The 12384-nt window shown below is 62.2% G+C and carries 13 protein-coding genes; 6 read left to right on the top strand and 7 right to left on the bottom strand.

The window, feature by feature from the left end:
- Positions 1-194: 194 nt before the first annotated feature.
- The 3 genes from cueR to WBB95_RS26580 all read right to left on the bottom strand — a co-directional run bounded on the left by cueR (position 195) and on the right by WBB95_RS26580 (position 3310).
- Entirely contained in the window at positions 195-596 is a 402-nt protein-coding gene (gene cueR, locus WBB95_RS26570; protein WP_424490279.1) for a Cu(I)-responsive transcriptional regulator, read from the bottom strand.
- Positions 593-2794, bottom strand: coding sequence for a heavy metal translocating P-type ATPase (locus WBB95_RS26575; protein WP_424490280.1), 2202 nt, complete (start codon positions 2792-2794; stop codon positions 593-595). Before WBB95_RS26575 ends, cueR begins: the two co-directional genes overlap by 4 nt.
- A 135-nt stretch (positions 2795-2929) precedes the next feature.
- Positions 2930-3310 carry a hypothetical protein gene (locus WBB95_RS26580; RefSeq protein WP_424490281.1) on the bottom strand — a complete coding sequence of 127 codons (381 nt, stop codon included), beginning with the start codon at positions 3308-3310 and terminating at the stop codon, positions 2930-2932.
- 147 nt (positions 3311-3457) lie between these two features.
- On the opposite strand from WBB95_RS26580, the gene WBB95_RS26585 reads away from it, so the two are divergent.
- Positions 3458-3655 (top strand): heavy-metal-associated domain-containing protein, encoded by a 198-nt coding sequence (locus tag WBB95_RS26585; RefSeq protein WP_424490282.1) that lies wholly within the window; start codon positions 3458-3460, stop codon positions 3653-3655.
- An 87-nt stretch (positions 3656-3742) separates the two neighbouring features.
- Positions 3743-4936 carry a multidrug effflux MFS transporter gene (locus tag WBB95_RS26590; protein ID WP_424490283.1) on the top strand — a complete coding sequence of 398 codons (1194 nt, stop codon included), beginning with the start codon at positions 3743-3745 and terminating at the stop codon, positions 4934-4936.
- A gap of 8 nt (positions 4937-4944) precedes the next feature.
- On the opposite strand, the gene WBB95_RS26595 is transcribed toward WBB95_RS26590, so the two are convergent.
- The 3 genes from WBB95_RS26595 to WBB95_RS26605 all read right to left on the bottom strand — a co-directional run bounded on the left by WBB95_RS26595 (position 4945) and on the right by WBB95_RS26605 (position 6604).
- Positions 4945-5127 carry a hypothetical protein gene (locus tag WBB95_RS26595; RefSeq protein ID WP_071486203.1) on the bottom strand — a complete coding sequence of 61 codons (183 nt, stop codon included), beginning with the start codon at positions 5125-5127 and terminating at the stop codon, positions 4945-4947.
- Positions 5128-5272: 145 nt separating this feature from the next.
- On the bottom strand, positions 5273-6286 hold the full coding sequence (locus tag WBB95_RS26600) for a zinc-binding alcohol dehydrogenase family protein (protein WP_424490284.1): 1014 nt from the start codon (positions 6284-6286) through the stop codon (positions 5273-5275).
- A gap of 24 nt (positions 6287-6310) precedes the next feature.
- Entirely contained in the window at positions 6311-6604 is a 294-nt protein-coding gene (locus WBB95_RS26605; protein WP_424490285.1) for a putative quinol monooxygenase, read from the bottom strand.
- Positions 6605-6721: 117 nt separating this feature from the next.
- On the opposite strand from WBB95_RS26605, the gene WBB95_RS26610 reads away from it, so the two are divergent.
- The 3 genes from WBB95_RS26610 (at position 6722) to WBB95_RS26620 (ending at position 9956) form a co-directional block, all read left to right on the top strand.
- Positions 6722-7651, top strand: a complete 930-nt coding sequence (locus WBB95_RS26610) for a LysR family transcriptional regulator (RefSeq protein WP_424490286.1) — start codon at positions 6722-6724, stop codon at positions 7649-7651.
- Positions 7652-7784: 133 nt separating this feature from the next.
- Positions 7785-8480, top strand: coding sequence for an ArsR/SmtB family transcription factor (locus WBB95_RS26615; protein ID WP_424490287.1), 696 nt, complete (start codon positions 7785-7787; stop codon positions 8478-8480).
- A 105-nt stretch (positions 8481-8585) separates the two neighbouring features.
- Positions 8586-9956, top strand: a complete 1371-nt coding sequence (locus tag WBB95_RS26620) for an MFS transporter (RefSeq protein WP_424490288.1) — start codon at positions 8586-8588, stop codon at positions 9954-9956.
- A gap of 134 nt (positions 9957-10090) precedes the next feature.
- Here WBB95_RS26620 and WBB95_RS26625 read toward each other — a convergent pair whose 3' ends face one another.
- Positions 10091-11044 carry an adenosine deaminase gene (locus tag WBB95_RS26625; protein ID WP_153839997.1) on the bottom strand — a complete coding sequence of 318 codons (954 nt, stop codon included), beginning with the start codon at positions 11042-11044 and terminating at the stop codon, positions 10091-10093.
- Positions 11045-11238: 194 nt separating this feature from the next.
- Here WBB95_RS26625 and WBB95_RS26630 point away from each other — a divergent pair, with 194 nt between their 5' ends.
- The gene (locus WBB95_RS26630; protein WP_424490289.1) at positions 11239-12330 is read left to right on the top strand and encodes a calcium:proton antiporter; all 1092 of its coding nucleotides are present in this window, start codon (positions 11239-11241) and stop codon (positions 12328-12330) included.
- Positions 12331-12384 lie beyond the last annotated feature (54 nt).

The following is a 12384-nucleotide window of genomic DNA, read 5'->3' on the forward strand; positions in this document are numbered from 1 at the left end:
GGCTTTTGTGGTGAGCGGGTTTGCCCCGCGCTGGGCTGCGAATCGGCCCCAACAGGTCAACGCGTTTCGCCAGACATAACGCGGTGGCTGGAATGGGGCCGCTTCGCAGCCCAGCGCGGGGCAAGCCCGCTCACTACAATAAACCTGTGTGCCACAGCAAACTTCATCCCGGCAGACCGGCTCACTCCCTGTATTCAGGCGCAGCAACTCCCCGATGCCAACTCCTTGAGAATCGGGCAATCCGGGCGATGATCGCCCTGGCAGTGCTCCACCAGGTCCTGCAACGTATCGCGCAGTTGCCCAAGCTCCAGAATCTTCTGATTCAGTTCCTCGATATGCTCGCGTGCCAGCGCTTTTACATCGGCACTCGCCCGGCCACGGTCCTGCCACAGGGTCAGCAGCTTGCCGACCTCCTCCAGTGAAAAGCCCAGATCCCGCGAACGCTTGATAAACGCCAGCGTGTGCAAGTCATCCGGGCCATACACACGGTAGCCGCTGTCGGTACGGTGCGCCGCTTTGAGCAAACCGATGGACTCGTAATAGCGAATCATCTTCGCGCTCAGCCCGCTTTGGCGAGCCGCTTGGCCAATATTCATGGGCGTTGATCCTCCACGTCCTTGGGTTTCCAGGTTTTCAGCAGCAAGGCATTGCTCACCACGCTGACGCTGGACAGCGCCATCGCTGCACCGGCCAATACCGGGTTGAGCAGGCCGAATGCGGCCAGCGGAATGCCGATCAAGTTATACACAAAGGCCCAGAACAGATTCTGCCGGATTTTCGCGTAGGTCTTGCGGCTGATCTCCAGCGCGGCCGGCACCAGGCGTGGGTCGCCGCGCATCAGGGTGATACCGGCCGCGTGCATGGCCACGTCGGTGCCACCGCCCATGGCGATGCCGATATCGGCGGCAGCCAGGGCCGGGGCATCGTTGATGCCGTCACCGACCATCGCGACCACGCCGGTCTTTTTCAGCTCGGCGACGGCGGCGGCTTTGTCGGCCGGCAGCACGTCGGCATGCACATCGTCGATGCCCAGGGCTTCGGCCACCACGCGGGCACTGCCGCGATTGTCGCCAGTGATCAGGTGGCTGCTGATGTGCTGCGCCTTGAGTTGTTCCACCGCTTGCAAGGCGCCGGGCTTGAGGGTGTCACCAAAGGCGAACAGCCCCAGCACACGCGGCTGTGCGCCTTGCTCGATCAGCCAGGAGAGCGTGCGGCCTTCGGCTTCCCAGGCCGTGGCGGAATTGGCCAGGTCGCCTGCGCTCAAGCCGCTTTCTTCGAGCAGGCGCCGGTTGCCCAAGGCCAGTTGGCGGCCATCGAGCGTGCCGGCGATGCCACGCCCGGTGAGGGATTGGCTGGCGGTTACATCGGCCACCTTCAGGCTTCGCTCGTTGCACGCATCCAACACAGCCTTGGCCAGCGGGTGCTCGCTGCCGCGTTGCAGCGCCCCGGCCTGTTGCAGTAGCAGGGCTTCATTGCCATCCACTGCCGCCAAGTGCGCAATTCTTGGCGCGCCGGAGGTCAGGGTGCCGGTCTTGTCGAAGACTACGGCGCTCACTTCATGGGCGCGTTCCAGGGCTTCGGCGTCTTTGATCAGAATCCCGTAGCGCGCGGCGACCCCGGTACCGGCCATGATCGCGGTCGGCGTGGCCAGGCCCAACGCGCACGGGCAGGCGATCACCAGCACCGCCACCGCATTGATGATCGCGGTCTCCAACGGCGCGCCATACAACCACCAGCCCACCAGCGTGATCGCTGCCACTACCAGCACGGCCGGGACGAATACCTGGCTGACTTTGTCCACCAACTTCTGGATCGGTGCCTTGGCCGCCTGGGCGTCTTCCACCAGGCGGATGATCCGCGCCAGCACGCTTTCCGCGCCCAGAGCCTGGGTGCGCACCAGCAAACGGCCTTCGCCATTGATGGCGCCGCCGGTGACCTTGTCGCCCGGTTGTTTCGGCACCGGCAGGCTCTCGCCGCTGATCAGCGCTTCGTCGGCATGGCTCTGGCCGTCGACCACTTCACCGTCGACCGGGAAGCGCTCGCCGGGTTTGACCAGCACCAGGTCATTGAGCGTCAGTGCGGTGATCGCGACGTCTTCTTCACGCCCTTCAAACACTCGAATTGCGCGCTCCGGGCGCAGGGCTTCGAGGGCGCGGATGGCGCTGGCGGTCTGGCGTTTGGCGCGGCTTTCCAGGTATTTGCCGAGCAACACCAAGGCAATCACCACCGCCGAAGCTTCGAAATACAGGTGCGGCATGCTGCCCGCAGGCGCCGTGAGCCATTCATACAGGCTCAGGCCGTAACCGGCGCTGGTGCCGATGGCCACCAGCAAATCCATATTGCCGGCACCGGCACGCACGGCTTTCCATGCGGCGATATAAAAGCGCGCACCCACAATAAATTGCACCGGCGTGGCCAGCGCGAACTGCATCCAGGCCGGGAGCATCCAGTGCAGGCCGAAGGGCTCTACCAGCATCGGCAGGACCAGCGGCAAGGCCAAAAGAATCGCCAGCAGCAGCGACCAGCGCTCGCGGTGCAGGCGCTGGGCTTGATTGGCATCGGTGACGGTTTCGCTTTGCGGCAGGGTGGCGGTGTAGCCGGCCTTGTCGACCGCCGCGATCAATACGCCGGGGTCCATCTGGCCCAGCACTTCGACGTGGGCGCGCTCATTGGCCAGGTTGACGCTGACACGTTGCACCCCCGGCACCTTGCCCAACGCGCGCTCGACGCGGCCGGCACAGCTGGCGCAGGTCATGCCGCTGATGGGCAGGTCAAACGTGGTGGATCCATTCATGGGGCAGTCCTCCAAGAGACGTTGCCCCTAGGATCAACCTTGACCTGTGGGGAAGGTCAAGCGTCGATCGTTCCCACGCTCTGCGTAGGAATGCCGCACGGGACGCTGCGCGTTCCGTCAGCCGGCGCGGGTTGTCTAATATTCCAAGGCAGCGGGTTTCAGGTACATGCCGTCCGGGCCTTGGGCGATACGCAACTTGCGCACGTCACCGGCCTTCAGCGTGATGTTCTGCGCAGGTGGCGCGAGCATGCCCGGCAAGCAACCTTGTGCCTGGCCCGGCAGCAGCTTCAGGCGCAGCGACACATTGCCCGCCGGCAGGTTGAACGAGGTGGCCTGTTCCTGGAACAGGCGCCCGGCCAACTGGTCCTGGATATAGAGGCCGATCTCACAGTTGGTCGGCACTTCCAGGCGCTCCCGGGAAATGATCAGCACCGCATAGTCTTCATCGGCGACGGCCAGGGGCGCGACGGCAGACAAGCTCATCAGGCCCATAAGGGCAAAAAACGACCAGCGCATGGCGAATGCTCCGTGGTTCCAATCAAAGATGGATGAAGCTTGGCCGACGGCGCGGCCGAATACCAGCCCGGCCGCTATTTTCAGCACTTGACCTTGCCACGATGGCAAGGTCGACACTGCGTCCACCCTCATTAAAGGAGTCATGTCATGCAAGTATTCAGCGTTGAAGGAATGACCTGCGGCCATTGTGTTCGAGCGGTGACCCAGGCGGTGCAGACCCAGGACCCCGCGGCGAGCGTCAAGGTCGACCTGGCCGCAAAAGAAGTCGGTGTGGAAAGCCGCCTGTCTGCCGAGCAGGTCATCAGCCTGATCACCGAAGAAGGCTACGCCGCCAAGCTCGCATGAATTTTCTGATAGTTAGCGAGCTAACGTAATGTTCATGGCACCCAAGCGCGGCTAGACTGTCGGGCTGCCGACTCACTTGGGTGTCTGATGAACCTCCGCATAATCCTGATTCTGGGCGCCTTGAGCGCTTTCGCGCCGTTGGCGATCGACTTCTACCTGCCAGGCTTTCCCGCCATGGCCGCGGCATTTGCCACCGACGAAAAGCATATCCAGCTGACTCTGGCGGTGTATTTCGGTGGCCTGGCCATCGGCCAATTGATCTACGGCCCCTTGGCGGACCGCTTCGGTCGACGCGGCCCGCTGCTCAGCGGGGTGACGCTGTTTACGCTGGCGTCCTTCGCCTGCGCCTATGCGCCGTCCCTGGAATGGCTGATCGGCGCGCGTTTCGTGCAGGCCCTCGGCGGTTGCGCGGGCATGGTGATTTCCCGCGCGGTGGTCAGCGACAAATGTGATGCCGTGGGCTCGGCCAAGGTGTATTCGCAACTGATGCTGGTGACCGGCCTGGCGCCGATCCTCGCGCCGCTGGCAGGCGGTGTGATGGTCGGGGTCTGGGGCTGGCAATCGATTTTTCTGGCCTTGTCGATCTTCAGCGTGATGGCTGCCATTGCCGTGGCGGTCGGGTTGCCGGAAACCTTTCCCGCCGACAAGCCGCGTCAACCCTTGTCCGGGTCGCTGCGCCGGTATGGCAGCCTGTTGTCGGACCGGGTCTATCTGGGTTACGCGCTGACCGGCGGCATTTCGATAGCCGGCATGTTTGCCTACATCGCCGGTTCACCGTTCGTCTTCATCAAACTCTATGGCGTGCCGCCCGAGCATTACGGCTGGGTGTTCGGCTCCAACGCCGCCGGTTTTATCCTGGTGGCACAAGTGAACGCACGCTTGCTGTCCAAGCGTGGCCCGGCCTTTTTGCTGTCGCGCACGGTTTGGCTGTACATGCTGGCGGCGCTGACGCTGCTGGGCATTGCGGCGTTGCGCACCGACGCGTTGTGGCCATTGCTGGTGCCGCTGTTTATCTGCATCGCCAGCCTGGGCTGCATTTTGCCCAACACCTCGGCGTGCGCCATGGCCGGGCAAGGTGCACGGGCCGGCAGTGCGTCGGCGTTGCTCGGTTGCATTCAGTTTGGTGTGGCGGCGGGTGCGGCGTCGTTGGTCGGCGTGTTGCACGACGGCACGGCGATGCCGATGGCGATGGTCATCAGCTTGTGCGGTGTATTGGCGGTGACGGTGGCAGTGTCGACGCAGCGCCTGCAACGGGCGAGGGCCGCGCAGGCGCAGGTCTGAAACGCGGATCAGCCAGCGGCGGAACGTTGCTGGCTGAGAGGAATGCGGTGGGGCGCCTGGATACGCGCTTGCAGCGTGTCGGCAAAGGCGCGGGCCTCGGCCTCATTGCGAAAAGTGAAGGCGTCGCCGTCGAGGCTGACCTGCCATTTGTGGCCTGGGGATTTTGCTAACGCTTTTATCAGGATCTTCATTGCTGACTTCCTCACGTAAAAGAATCGTGGCAAAGGCGGCCAATATAAACCCGAATACGCTCACAAATATGACAAAGATCAACTCTCTGACTAGCGGTGTCGTCCATTACTCACATGAATAACAGACGACACTGACAGACTGCTTTTAGAACCCCTCCAACACGATCTTGCCCTTGGCCTTGCCGCTTTCCAGCAGCGTGTGGGCGCGGCGCAGGTTCTCGGCGTTGATCACGCCGAAGTGCTCGCCCACCGTGGTTTTCAGGGTGCCGGCGTCGATCAGCTCGGCCACGCGGTTGAGCAGGTTGTGCTGTTCGATCATGTCCGACGTCTCGAACATCGAGCGGGTGTACATGAACTCCCAATGCAACGACAGGCTCTTGCGCTTGAGTTTGCTCACGTCCAGCGCCTTGGGATCGTCGATCAGCGCCAGCTTGCCTTGAGGCTCCAGGGCTTCGACCAATTGGTCCAGGTGATGGTCGGTCTGGGTCAGGCTGGCGACGTGGGTGACCTGTGCATGGCCGGCGGCTTTCAGCGCTTCGCTCAATGGCTGGCTGTGGTCGATCACCAGGTCGGCGCCCAGCGTCTTGGCCCATTCCTGGGTTTCCGGGCGTGAAGCGGTGCCGATGACTTTCAAGGCGGTGAGCTGGCTGGCCAGTTGCGTCAGGATCGAGCCCACGCCACCCGCGGCGCCGACGATCAGCAGGCTCTGGCCTTCATCGTCCTTGCCTTCACGCACTTGCAGGCGCTCGAACAGCAGCTCCCAGGCAGTGATTGCCGTCAGCGGCAGCGCGGCCGCGTCAGCAAACCCCAGGCTCTTGGGCATATGGCCGACGATGCGTTCGTCCACAGTGTGCAGCTCGCTGTTGCCGCCCGGGCGGGTCAGGGAACCGGCGTAGAAGACCTTGTCGCCGGCCTTGAACAGCGTCACTTCGCTGCCGACGGCCTTGACCACACCGGCCACGTCCCAGCCCAGCACCTTGGCGGCGCCGTTTTCCGGGGCGACGTTCTGGCGCACCTTGGTGTCCACCGGGTTGACCGAGATGGCTTTGACTTCCACCAGCAGGTCGCGCGGGCCGGCGACCGGTGCTGGCAGTTCAATGTCTTGCAGGGATTTTGGATCGTTGATGGGCAGTGCGGCGTAGTAGGCAATGGCTTTCATGGAAACTCCGGAAGAGGGCAATGATCAGGCAAGAAATTTCAGGCGCTTGAGTTCGAAGTGTTCGAGCACATCAGCGGCCTTGGCGCGGAAACCCTGGATGTGTGCGCTCTCGTCGTGGTCGGCCAGCGCCGCGTCGTCGCTCCAGCGTTCAAGCATGTAAAAGGTCTCGGGGTGTTGCAGGTCCTGGTGCAGGTCGTACTGCTCGCAACCGGCTTCGAGGCGGGTCGGTTCCAGCAGGCCGCGCAGCAGGGTTTCCAGGGTGGCCTGTTGGCCGGGTTTGGCGATCAGCGTGGCGATGACGTTAAAGGCGGTGGACATATTCGACTCCTGACACGTGATGAACGGGATGGACAGATGATTGGCTATTTCGGACGAAGAAAAAAGCGGCTAAAACAGAGGTCTGTTTCAACAAAATTTTGATAATGGGTATTCAAAGTGCTGCGTTTTGACGATTTGCAGTTGTTTGTGCGCGCGGCGGACCTGGGCAGTTTGTCGGCGGCGGCTCGGGTGATGGACCTGTCGCCCGCCGTGGCCAGCGCGGCGCTCAAGCGCATCGAACAACAATTGGGCGCCCGTTTGCTGGCGCGCTCCACCCGCAGCCTGCGCTTGACCGCCGAGGGTGAGGGTTTTCTGGAGTACGCCCGCACCGCGCTGAGTTCGCTGGATGAAGGACGGCGCTTATTGGCCAGTGGCCAGGACCATGTCAGCGGCGTGTTGCAACTGTCGGCGCCGTCGGACTTCGGGCGCAACCAGTTATTGCCATGGCTGGATGAGTTCCAGCGCGAATACCCGCAACTGAGCGTGCGCCTGTTGCTGGGCGATCGGATTGCCGACCTGTTCCGCCAGCCGGTGGACATTGCCCTGCGGTATGGCGAGCCCGAAGACTCCAGCCTGATCGCGTTGCCCATCGCCCCGGACAATGTTCGTGTGCTCTGCGCAGCGCCCGGCTACCTCGCCCGACACGGCGAACCCCGGCACCTGGAGCAACTGGCCCAACACAATTGCCTGCTGTATATGCTCGGCAGCCGCGTGCATGACCACTGGAGTTTTCACGACGGCAAGCGCGACGTCAGCCTCACGGTGAGCGGTGACCGCTTCAGTGACGACGCCGACGTGGTGCGCCGCTGGGCAGTGGCGGGTGTGGGCATTGCCTATAAATCCTGGCTGGACGTGAGTGCCGACGTGTTGGCAGGGCGCTTGCGCGTGATCCTGCCGGAGCTTCGCGGCGAGCGTACGCCGCTCAATCTGCTGTGCGCCCACCGTGCTCAATTGAGCAAACCCATCAACCTGTTGCGGGAAATGCTCGTGGCCCGCTGTGCGACATTGACCGCACTCTGGTCGGAGCGATTGAACACACAGCAATAGCCTCCACTAAAGCCGGAAATTTCCCTCAGATCCTGTCCCTATTCACGCTGTCAGACGACGCGGAACTGGCGGTTTGCGCCCCTATACTTTGGCGCCAACCGCAGCAGACAAATGATTAACAGGGAGTGAACACATGGAAGAAGCACCTTGCATCAGTCAGATCGCCAGCTTGCTCGCCGAGCCCAAGCGCACCGCCATGCTTTGGGCCTTGATGGACGGCTCGGCCAAGTCCTCTGAGGAGCTGGCGACACTGGCCGGGCTGTCGGCGGCGTCAGCCAATGCGCATTTGGCGCGGCTGATCGGCGGTGGTTTGCTGCGCACCGAGGCGCGCCGGGGCACGCGCCTGTTTCGTGTGGCGGCCACCGACGTCAGCGCGGCTATCGACGCGTTGGCCATTACCACCGTGGCCAGCGCCGTGCGCCGCACCCCTGAAACCTCACCGCCCGCGTTAGTGGCACCGCTGCCGTTGCGCCGCGCCCGGTTGTGCCAGGGTCACCTGGGCGGTGAACTGGCCGCCGCGTTGTATCAACGGATGGTGGAAGCCGGGTGGCTTGAGTGCAGTGAGCAGCGTACCGACGTCACGGTCAAAGGCGCGCGCCACTTGGCGAGGCTGGGCATTTTTACCCAGGCACTGGCGTCGCCCTTGGTGTGCGACTGTTTTGACTGGAGCCAGCAGCAGCCACACGTGGGAGGCGCGTTGGGAACGGGGTTGTTGCAGCTGTTTCTACAGTCCGGCTGGATCGGCGTGATCAACGAGTCCCGGGCCCTGCTGGTGACTGACACAGGGCTTGTGGAAATCAACCGGCTGGCCGCGTTGGAGCGTTCTTAGCCGCCGTTGCGTCGCTCATGGTTTCAGTCAGGTCGCATCCAGCGATAACCAGGCAAAACGATGCCGCACACTCGCCCTGGGGACTTTTCACACAGGGGGTGCGGCATGGGTATGCAAGGCTATAGCGCAGCGGAACGGCTGGAACGGTTGCCCATCAGCGGTTACCACCGAATCATTTTCATCATCATTGCCCTGGCGTTTTTCTTCGACTCCATGGACCTGGCGATGATGACCTTCCTTTTGGGCTCGATCAAAACCGAGTTCGGCCTGAGCACAGCCCAGGCCGGGTTACTGGCCAGTTCGAGTTTCTTCGGCATGGTGGTGGGCGCGTCTTTATCCGGGATGCTGGCGGACCGCTTCGGGCGCAAGCCGGTGTTCCAGTGGAGCATCGTGTTGTGGGGCATTGCCAGCTACCTGTGTTCCACCGCGCAGACGGTGGAGACGCTGACGCTGTTTCGCATCCTGCTGGGGATAGGCATGGGCATGGAGTTTCCGATCGCCCAATCCATGCTCTCGGAGTTGATCCCGGCCAAGGGGCGCGGGCGCTACATCGCCTTGATGGACGGCTTCTGGCCGCTGGGGTTTGTGGCGGCGGGGGTGTTGTCTTACTGCCTGTTGCCGGTGGTGGGCTGGCGCGACATCTTCCTGGTATTGGCGGTGCCGGCGGTGTTTGTGCTGGCGATCCGGTTTTTTATCCCGGAGTCGCCACGCTGGCTTGAGCAGGCAGGGCGGCACGCGCAGGCAGACAAGGTGTTGCAGGGCATCGAGCAGAAAGTGCGCGACTCACTGGGACGTGCCGAGTTGCCGGAGCCGATTGCCTTGCCCCGGGTCGAGAGCGTGCCGGGGACTTTTCTCTCGGCGTTCAAGCAGCTGTGGTCGGCGCAGTATCGCCAGCGCACGATGATGATCTGGAGTGTGTGGTTCTTTGCGTTGCTGGGCTTCTATGGGCTGACGTCCTGGCTCAGCGCCTTGTTGCAACAGTCGGGTTTTGCCGTGACGCAGTCGGTGTATTACACGGTGATCATTTCCCTGGGCGGGATTCCCGGGTTCCTGATGGCGGCATGGCTGGTGGAGCGCTGGGGGCGCAAGCCGGTGTGCGTGGTGACCTTGCTCGGCGGCGGGGTGATGGCGTTTCTGTATGGGCAAAGCGCCGTGTTTGGCGGCAATGTCGGGTTGCTGGTTACCTCGGGGCTGCTCATGCAGTTCTTTCTGTTTGGCATGTGGGCGGTGCTGTACACCTACACGCCGGAACTGTACCCCACGTCGGCGCGGGCAACCGGTTCCGGGTTTGCGTCGGCCATTGGCCGGGTCGGCTCGTTGCTTGGGCCGTTGGTGACCGGGCTGGTGTTCCCGATGACCGGGCAGGGCGGGGTGTTTGCCTTGGGCGCGCTGTGTTTTGCCGTGGCGGCGCTGGTGGTGTGGGTTTACGGGATGGAGACGAAGGGCAAGACGCTGGAGGAATTGACGCAAGCTTGAGGCAAATGAGGTCAATGTGGGAGCCGGGCTTGCCCGCGATAGCGGTGTGTCAGGCAGTAAAGGGCTGGCTGATACACCGCTATCGCAGGCAAGCCAGCTCCCACATTCATCTCTGTTGTGTCAGCCGATCTTGCTTATGGCTTCACCAACCGCGCATCCAGGCTGTTCTGCGCCAGGCGTTTGGCCTGGTCCTGGGTCATGCCCAGCGAGGTGTACAGCGCGTGGAAGTTCTCGGTGACATAACCGCCGAAGTACGCCGGGTCATCCGAGTTCACCGTGACCTTCACGCCGCGTTCCAGCATGTCGAGGATGTTGTGCTGGGCCATGTCGTCGAACACGCACAGCTTGGTGTTGGACAGCGGGCACACGGTCAGCGGGATCTGCTCATCAATGATGCGCTGCATCAAACGCTCATCTTCGATGGCACGCACGCCATGGTCGATGCGCTGGATTTTCAGCAGGTCGAGAGCTTCCCAGATGTACTCGGGCGGGCCTTCTTCACCGGCGTGGGCCACGGTCAGGAAGCCTTCGTGGCGGGCGCGGTCGAACACGCGCTGGAACTTGCTCGGCGGGTGACCCATTTCCGAACTGTCCAGGCCCACGGCCACGAATGCGTCACGGAACGGCAGCGCCTGGTCGAGGGTTTTCTCGGCTTCGGCTTCGCTCAAGTGGCGCAGGAAGCTGAGGATCAAACCGCTGGTGATGCCCAGTTGCTGCTCGCCATCTTTGAGTGCAGCGGCGATGCCATTAAGCACCACTTCGAACGGCACGCCACGGTCGGTGTGGGTTTGCGGGTCGAAGAAGGGTTCGGTGTGGATCACGTTCTGGGCTTTGCAGCGCAGCAGGTAGGCCCAGGTCAGGTCGTAGAAATCCTGGGAGGTGCGCAGTACATCGGCGCCCTTGTAATACAGGTCGAGAAACTCTTGCAGGTTGTTGAAGGCGTAGGCCTTGCGCAGGGTTTCGACGTCATTCCACGGCAGTGCGATCTTGTTGCGTTCGGCCAGGGCGAACAGCAACTCAGGCTCCAGCGAGCCTTCCAGGTGCAGGTGCAATTCAGCCTTGGGCAGGGCGTTGAGCCAATCGTACATTTCTAAAATCTCATCAGGTGCAATGGCGGCATTCTACAGGCCATGGCCGAAATAATCGGCAAAACCTGACCAGCAGGAGAGTATTCGTTTTATTCACGCAAGGGCCGCGTGAACTAAGGTGTAACGAAACGTTAGCAGCGCGGCGCAGTCTGTACCCCATCAATGACTGATTAAGCCGTACGAAAAGGCCCGGAATGCTCACATCCCTCAAGCAAGAAAAATACATGCTGCTGGCGCTGATTGCCGCCATCGCCGCGTACCCGCTGGAGCACTGGATGCTGCACAGCGGGCAAATGGTGGCGCTGCTCAGTGGCGTGGCGCTGATCGCCTTTATTGTCGTGGCTTCGATGCGCGTGGCGCACCACGCCGAGCAACTGGCGGAAAAGGTCGGCGACCCCTACGGCACCATGATCCTGACCCTTGCCGCGGTGCTGGTGGAAGTGGTGATCCTGGCAATCATGATGAGCAACGAGCCTTCGCCAACCCTGGTGCGCGACACCATTTATTCGGCGGTGATGCTCGACATCAACGGCATCCTCGGCCTCGCCGCACTGATGGGCGGCATCAAGCATGGCGAACAGTCCTACAACGATGATTCGGCACGTACCTACAGCGTGATGATCCTCACGGCCATGGGCGTGTCGATGGTGGTGCCGGAATTTATCCCCGAGGCCGACTGGAAAATTTACTCGGCCTTCACCATCGGCGCGATGGTCGTGCTGTACACCTTGTTCCTGCGCATGCAGGTGGGGCCGCACAGTTATTTCTTCAGCTACAGCTACCCGGAAAAACGCCGCAAGAAACAGCCGGAAGAACCGGAGACGCCGCCGATCAGCTTGGCGTTTTCCATCGGCACGTTGGTGTTTGGCGTGATTGTGATTGGCGCACTGGCCGAGGTGATGTCCAAGACCCTCGACCTTGGCCTGGAAGGCACAGGTGCGCCGCCGGTGATCACGGCGATTGTGGTGGCTGCGATCTCGGCCGCGCCGGAAATCCTGACCGCCTTGCGCGCCGCCTTGGCCAACCGCATGCAGTCGGTGGTGAACATTGCCTTGGGTGCTTCGTTGTCGACGGTGATCCTCACGGTGCCGGTGATGGAGGCCATGGCGCTCTATACCGGTCAGCCGTTCCAGATGGCGATGACGCCGGTGCAAACGGTGATGGTGTTTATCACGCTGATCGTCAGCGCGATCAACCTCAACGATGGCGAAACCAATGCCATCGAAGGGATGACGCATTTTGTGTTGTTTGCGACGTTTATCATGCTGTCGCTGCTTGGGTTGTAAGCAGCGCTTCAGGACCCCATGCAGACTAATGTGGGAGCGGGCTTGCTCGCGAAT

It is taken from the genome of Pseudomonas sp., from assembly GCF_049645325.1.
In the GTDB taxonomy this organism is placed as follows: domain Bacteria; phylum Pseudomonadota; class Gammaproteobacteria; order Pseudomonadales; family Pseudomonadaceae; genus Aquipseudomonas.